Raw genomic sequence first — 12,952 nt, 5'->3', positions numbered from 1 at the left:
AATGATATGCAAGTCGGTTTAAAAACATCCTCACCGCTCTCCAGCGCACCGGCACCCGCCGGGCGCGGGAATATCGATGCACCGCAGACCGTCGGGCGGGTACATTTGCCCGACGCTGAATTTACCCGTCATTCATTTCCTGAATCCGCACTGCTGTCGCGCCGGCCGATGCGCTATAACGTCCAGCTCAATCAGCAGCTGACCGCCGTGCAGCAGGCGGATAGCTATCTGGCGAAAACCGAAACGCAGCTGCTCCAGCTGCGCCAGACTTCCGGTCGTAGCGGGGATGCCAGCGTGCAGGCTGCTGTGCTGCAAAAGCACCTTTCACGCCGTATGCAGCTTTCCGGCGGTACGATCGATCGCCATCTCAACGCCTCGCTGGAGAAGAAGAACGCGGTTAATTTCACCCTGCCGGGCAGCGAAAAATTAGTGCAGTTCCCGGCCGGGGAAACGCTGATCTTCGCGCTTGGAGGCACCCGACGGGAGATGGCTGCCGTTGCGCTGCCGGAAGAGGCGACGCCGCGACAGACGCTGACAAAGCTGAATGTTGGTCTGGGGCGCTTAGGGATCCATGCCAGCCAGACGGACAGCGGCCAGCTGCTGTTCAGCGTTGATGAGAGCAGGTGGGAGCAGGTGAAGCAGCACTTTTCGGTGCGCGGCGAAGGTAAACTCTATCCAGCCGATGCCTTCACCCTGCTGGCCCCGCAGGCGGAAAGCGCGAACAGCGATGAGATGATGGCGCTCTCCGCGCGGCGGGAGCGAGAGGGGCAAATGAAGTTGCAGGATACCCTTAATCACATCACCAGCCAGCGCAGCAAACTGCGCCAGCAGCAGGACCGCGTCAGCGCCCGTATAAACGATATGGCGACGGTGTACAGCTCACAGCAGGCGCTGCACGCTTCACGCAGCCTGGGTGAGGGGCTGGCTCGCAGCGCCGACAGTTTTAGCCAGCTGTCGCAGGCGCTGGGTGCTCAGGCCAACGTCCGGCTGGCAACGGTTAAAAACCTGCTGGGCTAAGGGCCATTAATGCCGGACAGCCACGTCATCGGGACGCCGGGTAGAGGAATATCGCGCCGTTTTGTCCCACCACCAGCGACTTGTGATTAAAAGAGAGCGGCTCCATCCAGTAGTTGGAGTACATGAGCTGGTCGACAAGGCCATCTATCATTAGCCCCTTCTGCTCGGTGCTGTAGTAAATTGGGGTGAGCGTAAAGTAGATTCGCCCGTGTTTTTTCTGCGTCGGCGTAAACTTTCCCTTCAGGACAAAGCGGTTGTCGTCCGGGCTGGTGATATTGGCCATCAGTACGCCGCGCGTGGTTTTCAGGCTCACATCGTAAATCTCTTTTTGCTGTGACATCAGGTCGTAAAAGCCCATCTGGAAGTCATCTTCCACATTGCCGTACTGTAGCGTTGAGGTCGTGGTGAAATACTTAAACGCCAGAACGACGAGCGTCGCCAGAACGGCGATGACGATCGCCACGTTAAGGCGTTTTGCACGTAGCCAGTTCATGAAGCTTCCTTCGGGTTTCTCGCAGGATCAGGTTGTTGAGTTGGTCCGTATCGGTACGCCAGTGGTAAATGGACATCGCCAGCTGTTTATTGTCGCATTTATTGGACAGCGTGAAGCTGTAGTTCAGCGACGAATTGGTGCTGTGAAAGAAGATCTGCATCGTGGCGGACTGCATCTGGATCTGCTGGTTGATGGCATACAGCGAGTCTTTTAACTTGCCGTACAGGTTCACGGAGATATAGGGCGGATCGCCTGCCGTTTCGACGGCATAAATGTGGATATTGCTGTAAACGCCCGGCTGGATCTCCCGTGAAACCAGATGTTCGCTGTAGCCGCCCAGCAGGTACCAGCAGGCGGCTGTCGTAAAGAGGGCCGTGGCGGCCATCACCAGTAAAAAGCTAACGATGCCATGACGACGACTTTCCGGCTTCGGCACCGGGACGGGCTCCATTACCGGTGCAGGATCGTCGTTCCCTTCAGGCTGCTCCGGTTCAGCCAGAGGCTCAGCGTTAAGCGACGCCTCGACAGGCGGAACGTCAGCCTCTGCATCTTCCCCATCGCAAGGCTCATCGGTTTCGATCTGACGACAATACTCGGGCTCAATCAGATAGCCCTTGCGCGGAATAGTCTTGATGATGCGCTGGTTTTTACCATCATCCTCTAATGCGGTGCGCAATGCGTGAATGGCATTTGGCAAGCTATTATTGCCGATGACCCGGCGTTCCCAGACCAGGGTCGTTAACTCTTCGCGGGTAAATATTTTACCCGCATCCTGAACCAGAATATCCAGCAGCTTGAGCTGATATTCACCCAGGCGCTTACGTTCCCCTGTGGTTAAATGGAGAATAGAGCCTGAAGCGACGTCAACCAGCCAATTATTTACGGAGCAATAACGTTTATTCATTTATATGTTATGGATTCAACCACCCCATTATTATGGCGATAACCTGTTGAACACCCGGAGGGATCAGAGGTTATCCGATTGAGTTGTTAACTCCATTTAGAATTCTTAATGAATGCCGCATGCCTGCGGAGATTAAAAGAGGACGTAGTCTTCCCTGTTGTTGCTCGATTTTATGCTACAGCGGGAAGGTTTTCATCTATTTTACGCCCATAAGGGAAGGAATGATCGTTTCCTGCCCTCTTTTTACGCGATTAAAATGTGATGCGCAACACCATTTTTAACTCAGCGAGCAGGAAGAAATGAAGCAGTTTGTTTTATGGTTAACAAGAATCATTAAATAAAACTTATGTTATTTAGATGATTAAAAAGTGAAGGTGTTGTGTTATTGGTGTGATCTGTTTGATAATGATCATTGTTTCTGTGGCGAACTTAAAAAAATAATAATTCCCATTTAATTTATTGAATTTTTGGCCGCTTTAATAAAGCTTTTATATTTGTTTCCGAATGAAACCGGATAAATAAGAACGTTACTTTTTATATTAAATATTATTAATAAAGGTGCCAAAATGCCCCTGTCCTGCCGGTGAAAAGTCGCGATGAAAAAAGATCGGTGGCGTGAGCCTTTTAGCAATTTTTAATCCTTAGAAATCAAGCTGCTATTTCTATGCCTGCGTAAAAAATAAGCATTCGGTAATCGTTGATTTAATCTTCGCGCCTGCCGTGTCGTCTTTACTGAATACACCATCTGTATCACCAGGACGAAAAAGGAATCCTTATGTCATTCTCTATCTTTACCAGCTCTTCCTCCATGTCATCCACCAATGCGATGAATAAAGCCAACAACATGCTGTCCACCGCAATGGAGCGCCTGGGTACCGGTAAACGCATTAACTCCGCTGCTGACGATGCGGCAGGTCTGCAGATCGCGACCCGTCTGCAGGGCCAGACCAACGGTATGGACGTTGCAAAGCGTAACATCGCCGATGCGACCGCGCTGCTGCAAACCTCTGAAGGGGCGTTCGATGAAGTGAGCAACATCATGTACCGCATGAAAGACCTCGCAACGCAGGCAGCGAACGACACCAACACTCAGAAAGACCGTGACGCGATCAACTCCGAGCTGAACGACCTGAACGCTGAGCTGGGCAACATCATGAACAACACCTCTTACGCGGGTGACAAACTGTTCGGCGCATCCGGTAAGTTCTCTAAAGAGCTGAATTTCCAGATCGGTTCTTCTACTGATGAAACCATGAAGATTAACCTGTCTGCTGAACTCGGCGCTAGCGGCGCAGGCGCGCTGACTACCTCTGGTGGTCTGTTCTCAACTATTCAGGGCACGGCTAGTGCAGTAAACGCCAGCGGTAAGCTTGAACTGACGGACGCCGAAAGTGCAAAAGCTCTGATGAGCTCGCTGGAAACGACTCTGGATCAAGTCGGTGCCGTTCGTTCCAAAATGGGTGCGAGCATTAACCGTCTGAGCCACACGGCGGCGAACCTGGCGAACATGAAAGACAACACCGATCTGGCGCTGAGCAATATCCGCGATGCTGACATGGCCTCCGAAGCGTCAAGCATGACCCGTAACCAGATGCTGGCGCAAACCAGTATGTCCATGCTGAAGCAGTCCAACAGCATGTCCGGCATGGTTATGTCTCTGCTGGGCTAATCCACTCTGGATAAAAGCTGAAAAAACACCGCTGTATGGCGGTGTTTTTGTATCCGGCTTCGCCTTTCCCCCGGGCGGAAAAAGCGGAAGTCCTCCTTCCAGCTTGTGCATAACTACCTGAAAAACCACAAATAAAAAATTGGCACGATAGTTGCTATGTCTGAAGCATACCGAACTACATTTGCGTGCCAGGAGAACCAATAATGTCTGATTTCGATCCAAAACAGATGGCGACAACACTGGCGACCTACGACGTCCTTGCACTGCAAAACGCGATCGCCACCCAGACAAAAACCTATGAAGCCCAGTCGTCAGCCCTTTCGTCGCTGCGTACCGCGCTAACGACGTTCCGCACGTCAATTAATGCCCTGAATTCCACCAGCGCCAGCGTCCTGAAAAATATCGCCACCATGAACCAGGAGGGGATTGCGACGATCAACGCCAGTGCCAGCGCGCGTAAAGGTACCTACAGCCTGAACGTCACCCAGCTGGCGACCGCTCAGCAGATCAGTTTCGACAAGCTGGACGATGACGCGATTAAAAATGCGAGCGGAACCCTGAAGATCAATCTCAATGGCGAGAGCATGGAGATTGATATGGATGGTCTGGACAGCCTTGCTGATTTTGCCGATGCGATTAATAAAACTGACTTCCCGAGCGCGTCGGATCCCACTTCCACCACGGCGGCCAGCGGGCAGAACGGAGTTACCGCTTCACTGATGCGAATTGACGGCAAAGTCTCGCTCATGCTGAGCAGTGACCAGAGTGGCGCGAAGTACAAAATCGAGATGGATACCAGCGGCATGTCTGCCGGCCAGGATATTTTTGCAGACCAACAAACGATTACTGACGGAAAAGACGCGCTCTTCACGCTCGGCGATTCCACCAGACAGTATGCCAGCAGTTCCAACACCCTGGACGATCTGGTCGATGGCGTCTCTATTAAGCTGACCGGCACTACCGAAAAGAACAAGCCGCTGGTGATTTCGATCGATACCGATAACACCGAAACGAAAAACCAGATCCAGGCGTTTCTCGATGCCTACAACACCCTGCGCGATACCCTCACCGGCATGACGAAAAGCGGCAGCAGCTCGGAAAAGCGCGGCGCGTTTGCCGGTGATGCCACGATGTCCTCGCTCGGTACCGATATTGGCAATCTGCTGCGCGGCACCTTTGGTGACCAGAACATGAGTAAGTTCGGCATCTCCGCCGATAAAGACGGCAAGCTCACGCTCGATGCTGACGTGCTGGAGAAGCAGCTCAAAAACGATCCGCAGACCGTCGCGCAATTCTTCAACGGCAACGACGGCATGCTCAAGGCGATGGATAAATCGCTGGATAAATACCTCAGCACCAGCAGCGGCATGCTGAAGGGACGCCAGGAGATCCTGGACCGACAAAAATCTGATATCGATACCAAAACCGAAAAAATGAATACGCGTTATGACGCCTCTTACAACCGCTACTACAAGCAGTTTACGCAGCTGCAAAAAGTCATGACGCAGATGAACAACACCATGAGCATGTTTGTTTAATTCTAAGGGAACCGACTTTCAATGTACGGAAATGATCAGGAAGGCTACGGCCTGTATCAACAATCCGATCTGGCTATTCAGGCCTCGGCGGCGAATCCGCATCAGCTGGTGCTGATGCTGTTTAACGGCCTGATGGATGAGCTTGTTCGTGCCAAAAGCCATATTGTTGCCCGTCGCTACGAGCGTAAGGCCCAGAGCATCAATAAGTGCATCGACATTCTCAACGCGCTAACCAGCGCGCTGGATTTTGAAAAGGGCGGCGAACTGGCGCTGAGCCTGGCGAACCTATACGACTACTGCGTTTATCGCCTGTATGACGCCAGCCATAAGCTCTCGGTCGACATCATTGACGAAGTGGAAACGATCCTTGGCAACATCCAGGACGGCTGGCAGCGAATGGGCCAGGGGGCATGAGGATGCTGCACGTCATTCAGGCCCTGACGCGGGGTTTACGCCAGGCGACGGAGGATCATAACTGGTCCGCCGTCATGAACGTTGACGCCAAAATCGCCGAGCTACTGACCGCGATTCAGGGGAAAACGCTGGAGGTGGACGAGCGACAGGCGCTGGATAACCTGAAAAAGATCCACCTTCAGGCGCGTGATTACTGCCAGGTAGAGAGCGACAGGCTGGCCGTCAAGCTTAACCTGACGATGCGCAATCGTGAAGGGGCGGCCGCGTATGCCCAGTTTGCTGACGATGAAGGAATGCGCTGATGGATATCCTCAACCTGGCGCAGGGCCTGGTTAACGGTTCTGGCCTGTCGATGCAGGCCGAACCCATTGCAGGCCCGAAAGCGGTAACGCATACCACACAAACCCCGGCGGCGTTTAACGACGCGCTGCTGAACGTGATTGATTCACTCATGATCGGACAGGGGAAGGCGACACGCGATATTGCCGTAAGCGCGGTGCCGCTCCCGCAAGGCAGTGACGATGACGAGGAAACCGCTAACGAGCCGGTGCCGGGAGATTCACTGCTCAGGGCTGATGCGCCGCAGCAGCTGCTGGAAGCGCTGCTGATGACCAGCCAGATTCCGGTGCACGCTTCTGCTGGCTTTCCCGGTAAAGCGCAGCCCGTCGATGATGTCATGCTGAAAAACCTGCAGCCGCAGGGGGTGACGCAGGGAGCGGCGAAGGGAGTGCCGATGGGCATCTCTGCCTCGCTTTCGCATCAGTATCCAGTGCCGTCACCGGTGAGTCCCACCGATTCCGCGGCGAGCCCGCAGCCCGTTCTTCATAGCGTCGCTCCAGCGCTAATAACGGCGATGGTTCCGGCGGCGCAGACGAACACCTTTGCGCCGCTGCCGGCAAGCGATATTACCGCCACGCCGGCGGCCGCACCGGCAACGACCACCACCACTCTGAAAATGGATCCGGAGCCTTCGCGCTGGGGTGAACAGCTACAGCGTGCGCTGGGCGAGCGTTTGCAGGTCCAGGTAAAGCAGCAGCTCCAGCATGCCACCATCCGCCTCGATCCGCCGGATATGGGCAAAATCGATATTTCTATGCAGGTCGAAAGCGGACGCGTGCAGGTGCAGATCAACGCCAGCCATGCTGAGGTCTATCGCGCCCTGCAGCAAACGAGCAACGACCTTCGTCAGAGCCTGACGGAGCAACATTTTGTCCAGGTCAACGTGCAGGTGTCATCCCAGTCCGGGGGACAGCAGCAGGGCAGAGGACAATCCTTCACCGGGCAGCATAACGCCATCCTGGCGGGAGCGGAAATCGCGACCCACACGACGGAGTCGCAGGATCTCCGCAGCGATGACTCGGTACTACTGACGGTTTAAGACAAGACTATATGAACGTAAAAACACTCTCTTTCGGCCTCGTTATCGCGCTCTTCACCGCCATGCTGGCGGCGGGAATGACGGTAGTGGGTACTCATCTGCTGCGCATGGATGAAGCAACAGGCAGCAGTTTCTTATCCGGGATATTCACCAGTTCTGACAAAGAGACCGTGGAGTTTGTGGAGATTAAAAACGTCGTTATCACCCTGAAAGGAAACGGGGACACGGAACGCTATCTGTTGCTGGAGCTGAACCTGGCGACCAGCAGTACGGAAGACGCGAGTAAAGCGAGAGACATGATCCCCGCGGTGCGTGGCGCCACGGTGAGCCTGCTTTCCGATCTCGACTACGACGACGTGCGCGCAATGAGCGTTAACCAGCTGCACGATAAGCTGCAGGCAGCCTACGTCGAACGGTTCAAAAGCCTGAAGATGGATGTCCCCTTTGAGGACGTCATCATCAGCAAAATGGTCTTCCAGTGACGGTTAAGCCGTAATGGAAATGATGGACTTTATCGCCAGCGACACCCTGACGGCGGCAGATGAAGCGCGCTATGTCAGCGCGTATTTGCCGCTGGTCAACAAAGTGGTCAAACAGCTCTCGTATCAGACCAGCAGCGTGATCGATCGGGAAGATATGGAGCAGATTGCCCTGATGGGGCTGTTGACCTCGCTGCGCCGCTACGGGCATCCGGATGCCCAGTTTGCCGCCTACGCCGTACAGCGCATTCGCGGGGCGGTACTGGACGAACTGCGTCTGCTGGACTGGCGCCCCCGTCGTCTGCGGCAAAAAACGCACAAGCTAAACGACAGTATCCGCGATATTGCGCGCCAGCTTGGGCGGACGCCCACGTTTGAAGATATTAGCCGCCATCTGTCCATCTCCGCGGAGGAGTATCAGGAATATTTATTGCTGGACTGCGCCAAAACGATAGAGAGCCTGGATGAACTGTTAGGCAATGACGCCCTGACGGGTGCGCTGGATAGCCGGAAGCTGGAAGACGAAATCGTCACCAGCCGGACGCTGCGCAGCGCGCTGGCAGCGCTGGACGAGCGTGAACAGCTGATCATGACGCTCTATTACCAGCATGAGATGAGCCTGAAAGAAATCGCTCTGGTTCTTGATTTAACGGAAGCCAGAGTGTGTCAGCTCAATAAAAAAATCGCCCAAAAAATTCAGTCTTTTTTCCAGAAGTGAAAGGTGTATGCAGAAATTCTTCGGTATCGTAATTATCCTGGGCTGCGTGGTTGGCGGCTTTCTCATGTCCGGCGGCCATCTCGCCTCTTTCTGGCAGCCCGGTGAAATTATCATCATTCTTGGCGCGGGCTTAGGCGCCATGGTGCTTGCCAACCCTCGCGCCGTTCTGTCGGAAATGTACCGCCAGTTTCGCGGCATTATGCGCAAAAACGAATACACCAGTGAATATCAGCGCCAGCTGCTGATGCTGTTATATGAGCTGCTGGAGCTGGTGCAGGACGGCGGCCTGAAGGTGCTGGATGAGCACATCGAGGCGCCAGAAAACAGCGAGCTGTTCCAGCGATACCCGCTCATGCTGCACGATAAGGCACTGGTGACGTTTATCTCGGATAACTTCCGCCTGATGGCAATGGGCAAGATTAACGAACACGAGCTGGAAGGCATTCTTGAGCAGGAGCTGGTTGCCATGGAAGAGAACCTTCTCCAGCCGTCCCGTTCCCTGCAGCGTACCGCTGAAGCGATGCCGGGCTTCGGTATCTGCGCCGCGGTGTTGGGCATCATCATTACCATGCAGTCCATCGACGGTTCCATTGCGGTGATTGGGGTGAAAGTGGCCGCTGCGCTGGTGGGGACGTTTCTCGGCGTCTTCTTCTGCTATTGCTTAATGGATCCTGTTGCGAACGCGATGGAGCAGCGCACAAAAAAACAGCTCGCGGTACTGGAGTGCGTGCGTACGGTGCTGGTTAATCACGTGGCCGGTAAGCCGACGCTACTGGCGGTGGATGCGGGCCGCAAAATGCTGCCAATGGATTCCAAGCCTACGTTTGCCACCCTTGACGGTTGGGTGGAACAGATGACGGGTGGATCCTGATGCGTAACAGCAAAAAAGGACATACCACCATCATCAAACGCTCCTCGCGCAAAAGCCATGACGCTTTTCACGGCGGCGCGTGGAAGGTTGCCTTCGCCGATTTTACGCTGGCGATGATGGCGCTGTTTATGGTGCTTTGGATTATGGGCGCGGTGACGGAAGAGGAACGTAAAGAGATTGTCTCGCTTCTGAACGGCGAGTCTATTTTTGAAGGTAATACGTTAACTCCTGTCACCCAAAAAGAGGGGAACGGCGGCGAAATTTCGCTGTTTGACACGCGTCACGCCAGAAAAAAAGATCGGCCTGAAACGCAGGCGAAGAAAGAAGTCACGCCAGCGGTTCAGAGTGAGAAGACGGAGAGCCTGGAAGAGGTTAACGCGCGGTCTAAAAGCGAGATTGAGGATCTGGCGCGCATCATTATGAAGATCACCTCAGCCTATGATGCACAGGCCAACCTGAAGATGGAGATTGTGCCGCAGGGGCTGCGCATCCTCATCACCGACGATCGCAAACGCGAGATGTTCCAGCGCAGCAGCGCCATCCTGACGCCATTCTTTAAGCGCTTGCTCACCGAGTTTGCGCCCGAACTGAACAAAATTAATAACAAAATCATCATCACGGGACATACCGATGCCACGCGCTTTCGCGATCAGGTGCTTTATAACAACTGGAATCTCTCCGGCGAGCGCGCCATGCAGGCGCGCTCGGTGCTGACCCGCAGCGGGCTGGATCCCAATAAGGTTTTGCAGGTCAGCGGCATGGCTGACCAGATGCTGCTCGATCCCGAGCATCCGCTGAGTTCGGCTAACCGGCGTATTGAAATCATGGTGTTGACACACTCGGCCAGTGATTCGCTGTATCAATTTTTCGGTCAGCACGGTGAAAAAGTCATTAAGCCACTGACCGAAAAACTCGCTCAAGACCATTAACCCGATTGTTGTGCTGTGAACCTTTTCCTCCTTACCACTGCATTTGTACCTGGGCGGACTGCCTCCCACCAGGTACGTTTTTTTTACTTTTTTTTGCTGCTGCTGTTGTTGACGGGGCACGCCAGCGCAACCCCTTTACAGGCAAAAATTCCGGAGTCCAGCGCTCACAGTGACGCGCAAAAGCGCAAGCAAAATCGTCTGCGGCTGATGGCAAAAGCGAAAAAGCGTGTCGCCGTGGTGCCGCCGACGCCAGAGCAGAAGCGTCTTGAGATTGCGCGGCAGCAGGCCGAGCGCGCCCGAAATCGGGAGATGCTGGCGATGCACGCCCGCTGGGCTCCTGGCAACCTGGGCGGCTCCGAGGCGCTCTGGGATGAGGTGCAGGATGGCGCAGTGACGACGCGCTCCCCGCAAAAGACGCTCATCAAGCTGCGAACGGTGATACATCGCCTGGAGAGCCAGCTTGGTAAACCCTATCTGTGGGGCGGCGACAGCCCGAGCGACGGCTTCGACTGTAGCGGGCTGGTCTTCTACGCCTTTAATCATGTACTGGATCGCAAGCTGCCGCGCACCGCCAACGGCATGTTTCAGGACAACGCCCTGAAGCCCGTCAAGCAGCAAAAGCTGCGGCGTGGCGATCTCGTCTTTTTCAACATTAACCAGCGACCCGGCGCGGATCACGTTGGTGTGTATCTCGGTGATGGCCGTTTTATTGAAGCGCCACGTACCGGACTGAAGATCCGTATCAGCCAGCTTTCTGACAATTTCTGGCAATCCCGTTATTTGGGTGCCCGGCGCGTACTGTAGCCTGGCCTGACCTCTAAACTCCCTTTTGGACTGAGAAAATCATGACCGTAACCCGTATGAAATTCGCCATTGATGATGGATCTACAAACGTAAAAATTAGCTGGATTGAGAACGGCACGCTGAAGACGGTGGTATCACCGAACTCCTTCCGCAAGGACTGGAAAAGTGCGGCACTGCTGCGCGGTCAGTCGGTCTACAACTACACCATCGGCACCACCAAATATACCTATGATGCAACCTCCGATAAGGCGTTATCCACCACCCATATTGACTATCAATATGACGATCTTAACCTGCTGGCGGTACACCATGCGCTGCTGCTGACCGGCATCGCGCCGTGTGACGTGGAGGTGATCGTCACGTTGCCGATTACCCAGTTCTACAACCCGGATGACTGCCAGCGCAACGAAAGCCGCATCGAGGCTAAGCGCCGTAACCTCATGCGGGATATCTCTCTTAATAAAGGTGAGCTGTTCCGTATCGTTGATGTTCAGGTGATGCCGGAAAGCCTGCCCGCCGCGCTTTCGCATCTTCTGAACTCCAGCGTTACCGAATTCACCCGCTCGCTGGTCATTGACTGCGGCGGCACCACGCTGGATATGGGGGTTATTGTCGGCGAGTTCGACGATGTCTCCGCGATTTACGGGAACAACGAGATTGGCGTAGCGATGGTGACCGATGCTACCCGCAAGCTGCTGGCGGCGGCCGACAGCGACTCCAGCTATCTGGTGGCGAATGAGCTGATTAAACGCCGCCACGATATGGATTTTGTCAAAAGCGTCATCAACGATGAGTCGCGTATTGAAGAGATCCTGGAGCGGGTGGAAATTAAGATCCAGGAGCTGGGTGACCAGGTGGCTTATGAAGCGAAGAAATTCGCCAAAAACCCTAACCGGGTTTATCTGGTCGGGGGCGGTGCGCACCTGGTGGAATCCGCCGTTCGCGAGGCCTATGCGACGCTCGGCGACCGGGTGATTGCGATTGATAACCCGCAGAGCGCGCTTTCCCGCGAGATATGCCTCTATCACGCCGAGAGCGGCGTGGAGACGATAGCCGCGCCGCGCATGGCCGAGGTGGGCGAAGATGAGTAACAGGCGCATTCGCCGCGTTGATCTATCGCTGCATTTGTCGCCAGAGCAATCGCGCGCGGACCTGCGCGCGATGCTACAGCTGAAAAAGTGGCATCAGGCGCTTAGCCAGGCGGGCAGTAACCCGGGTGATATCAGCATGGAAATGCGTCGTTTCCATCGCAACGTTTACCTTGCCGGTCTACAGCTACAGCTGCTGAGCCCGCCGCTGTGCAGCCATATTGCCGAGTCGCTGGGGCGCGAAGCGTTAACTCTGGAGGCGCTGTGCAGCGAGCTGGCAAGCGGCGAACTCCTGCCAGCCGCTACGGCGTCCGCGCCAGAAACGCCCGCGTCGAGCGGTGAGTTTAGCAAGCAACAGTTGCGACAGATGCGCGCGCTGATGTCGGACGCACTACAGCGACAGAGCGCGCCGGATGAAGCCTCACGCCAGGCGCTGGAGCAGTTACATAGCGAAGTGGCGCAGCTTAAGGCCCTGCTCGACCAGCAAAACGTGCTGCTACAACAGCTACGGATGTCCGGTCGTGCCGCCGAGGCCGAAACGGCTAAAAAAGGGTTAACGGAAACGCTGGACGTGAATGCCCTGAATGCGCCAACGGAAAAAATGAAGCAAATCCGCAAGAAGGGCATTTTTTAGGGGCGGGGGAGCGACG

The 12,952-nt window shown here is 54.9% G+C and carries 15 protein-coding genes; 13 read left to right on the top strand and 2 right to left on the bottom strand.

Annotation, left to right across the window (positions count from 1 at the left end; translation table 11 throughout):
• The first annotated feature begins 6 nt into the window (after positions 1 to 6).
• A complete protein-coding gene (locus OWK27_RS11475; protein WP_267590411.1) occupies positions 7 to 1,017 on the top strand; it encodes a hypothetical protein in 1,011 nt (336 codons plus the stop codon).
• A gap of 25 nt (positions 1,018 to 1,042) precedes the next feature.
• Here OWK27_RS11475 and OWK27_RS11470 read toward each other — a convergent pair whose 3' ends face one another.
• Positions 1,043 to 1,510: a hypothetical protein gene (locus OWK27_RS11470; protein ID WP_176609048.1), complete on the bottom strand. Its 468-nt coding sequence runs from the start codon at positions 1,508 to 1,510 to the stop codon at positions 1,043 to 1,045.
• Entirely contained in the window at positions 1,482 to 2,414 is a 933-nt protein-coding gene (locus OWK27_RS11465; RefSeq protein ID WP_267590410.1) for a winged helix-turn-helix domain-containing protein, read from the bottom strand. Before OWK27_RS11465 ends, OWK27_RS11470 begins: the two co-directional genes overlap by 29 nt.
• A 775-nt stretch (positions 2,415 to 3,189) precedes the next feature.
• Here OWK27_RS11465 and OWK27_RS11460 point away from each other — a divergent pair.
• The 12 genes from OWK27_RS11460 (at position 3,190) to OWK27_RS11405 (ending at position 12,936) form a co-directional block, all read left to right on the top strand.
• The gene (locus tag OWK27_RS11460; RefSeq protein ID WP_267590409.1) at positions 3,190 to 4,083 is read left to right on the top strand and encodes a flagellin; all 894 of its coding nucleotides are present in this window, start codon (positions 3,190 to 3,192) and stop codon (positions 4,081 to 4,083) included.
• A gap of 203 nt (positions 4,084 to 4,286) precedes the next feature.
• Positions 4,287 to 5,621, top strand: coding sequence for a flagellar filament capping protein FliD (gene fliD, locus OWK27_RS11455; protein ID WP_267590408.1), 1,335 nt, complete (start codon positions 4,287 to 4,289; stop codon positions 5,619 to 5,621).
• A 21-nt stretch (positions 5,622 to 5,642) separates the two neighbouring features.
• On the top strand, positions 5,643 to 6,035 hold the full coding sequence (gene fliS, locus OWK27_RS11450; RefSeq protein WP_176609044.1) for a flagellar export chaperone FliS: 393 nt from the start codon (positions 5,643 to 5,645) through the stop codon (positions 6,033 to 6,035).
• A 2-nt stretch (positions 6,036 to 6,037) separates the two neighbouring features.
• Positions 6,038 to 6,337, top strand: coding sequence for a hypothetical protein (locus OWK27_RS11445; RefSeq protein ID WP_227009605.1), 300 nt, complete (start codon positions 6,038 to 6,040; stop codon positions 6,335 to 6,337).
• Entirely contained in the window at positions 6,337 to 7,413 is a 1,077-nt protein-coding gene (locus OWK27_RS11440; protein WP_267590407.1) for a flagellar hook-length control protein FliK, read from the top strand. Before OWK27_RS11445 ends, OWK27_RS11440 begins: the two co-directional genes overlap by 1 nt.
• Positions 7,414 to 7,424: 11 nt before the next feature.
• Complete coding sequence (locus OWK27_RS11435; RefSeq protein ID WP_176609042.1) at positions 7,425 to 7,895, top strand: flagellar basal body-associated FliL family protein; 471 nt, start codon at positions 7,425 to 7,427, stop codon at positions 7,893 to 7,895.
• Positions 7,896 to 7,908: 13 nt separating this feature from the next.
• Positions 7,909 to 8,610 (top strand): FliA/WhiG family RNA polymerase sigma factor, encoded by a 702-nt coding sequence (locus tag OWK27_RS11430; protein ID WP_148420471.1) that lies wholly within the window; start codon positions 7,909 to 7,911, stop codon positions 8,608 to 8,610.
• 7 nt (positions 8,611 to 8,617) lie between these two features.
• On the top strand, positions 8,618 to 9,481 hold the full coding sequence (motA, locus tag OWK27_RS11425; RefSeq protein WP_148420472.1) for a flagellar motor stator protein MotA: 864 nt from the start codon (positions 8,618 to 8,620) through the stop codon (positions 9,479 to 9,481).
• Positions 9,481 to 10,410 carry a putative lateral flagellar export/assembly protein LafU gene (gene lafU / locus OWK27_RS11420; protein WP_267590406.1) on the top strand — a complete coding sequence of 310 codons (930 nt, stop codon included), beginning with the start codon at positions 9,481 to 9,483 and terminating at the stop codon, positions 10,408 to 10,410. The genes motA and lafU overlap by 1 nt, the downstream gene beginning before the upstream one ends.
• A gap of 108 nt (positions 10,411 to 10,518) precedes the next feature.
• Positions 10,519 to 11,214, top strand: coding sequence for a C40 family peptidase (locus OWK27_RS11415; protein ID WP_267590405.1), 696 nt, complete (start codon positions 10,519 to 10,521; stop codon positions 11,212 to 11,214).
• Positions 11,215 to 11,255: 41 nt separating this feature from the next.
• Positions 11,256 to 12,305 (top strand): plasmid segregation protein ParM domain-containing protein, encoded by a 1,050-nt coding sequence (gene parM / locus OWK27_RS11410; RefSeq protein WP_267590404.1) that lies wholly within the window; start codon positions 11,256 to 11,258, stop codon positions 12,303 to 12,305.
• A complete protein-coding gene (locus OWK27_RS11405) occupies positions 12,298 to 12,936 on the top strand; it encodes a hypothetical protein (RefSeq protein ID WP_148420475.1) in 639 nt (212 codons plus the stop codon). The genes parM and OWK27_RS11405 overlap by 8 nt, the downstream gene beginning before the upstream one ends.
• Positions 12,937 to 12,952: the final 16 nt, after the last annotated feature.

The sequence above is a fragment of the Enterobacter cloacae complex sp. 2022EL-00788 genome (assembly GCF_026627565.1).
GTDB lineage: Bacteria > Pseudomonadota > Gammaproteobacteria > Enterobacterales > Enterobacteriaceae > Enterobacter > Enterobacter pasteurii.
The sequence above is the reverse complement of the archived record's forward strand: the minus strand, read 5'-3'. Positions and strand labels throughout refer to the sequence as shown.

Coding starts and splice junctions, on each gene's coding strand:
- lafU (WP_267590406.1), top strand. CDS start 9,481: ATGCGTAACAGCAAAAAAGGACATACCACCATCATCAAACGCTCCTCG.
- fliS (WP_176609044.1), top strand. CDS start 5,643: ATGTACGGAAATGATCAGGAAGGCTACGGCCTGTATCAACAATCCGAT.
- OWK27_RS11405 (WP_148420475.1), top strand. CDS start 12,298: ATGAGTAACAGGCGCATTCGCCGCGTTGATCTATCGCTGCATTTGTCG.
- OWK27_RS11445 (WP_227009605.1), top strand. CDS start 6,038: ATGCTGCACGTCATTCAGGCCCTGACGCGGGGTTTACGCCAGGCGACG.
- OWK27_RS11430 (WP_148420471.1), top strand. CDS start 7,909: ATGGAAATGATGGACTTTATCGCCAGCGACACCCTGACGGCGGCAGAT.
- motA (WP_148420472.1), top strand. CDS start 8,618: ATGCAGAAATTCTTCGGTATCGTAATTATCCTGGGCTGCGTGGTTGGC.
- OWK27_RS11470 (WP_176609048.1), bottom strand. CDS start 1,510: ATGAACTGGCTACGTGCAAAACGCCTTAACGTGGCGATCGTCATCGCC.
- OWK27_RS11475 (WP_267590411.1), top strand. CDS start 7: ATGCAAGTCGGTTTAAAAACATCCTCACCGCTCTCCAGCGCACCGGCA.
- OWK27_RS11440 (WP_267590407.1), top strand. CDS start 6,337: ATGGATATCCTCAACCTGGCGCAGGGCCTGGTTAACGGTTCTGGCCTG.
- OWK27_RS11460 (WP_267590409.1), top strand. CDS start 3,190: ATGTCATTCTCTATCTTTACCAGCTCTTCCTCCATGTCATCCACCAAT.
- OWK27_RS11465 (WP_267590410.1), bottom strand. CDS start 2,414: ATGAATAAACGTTATTGCTCCGTAAATAATTGGCTGGTTGACGTCGCT.
- parM (WP_267590404.1), top strand. CDS start 11,256: ATGACCGTAACCCGTATGAAATTCGCCATTGATGATGGATCTACAAAC.
- fliD (WP_267590408.1), top strand. CDS start 4,287: ATGTCTGATTTCGATCCAAAACAGATGGCGACAACACTGGCGACCTAC.
- OWK27_RS11435 (WP_176609042.1), top strand. CDS start 7,425: ATGAACGTAAAAACACTCTCTTTCGGCCTCGTTATCGCGCTCTTCACC.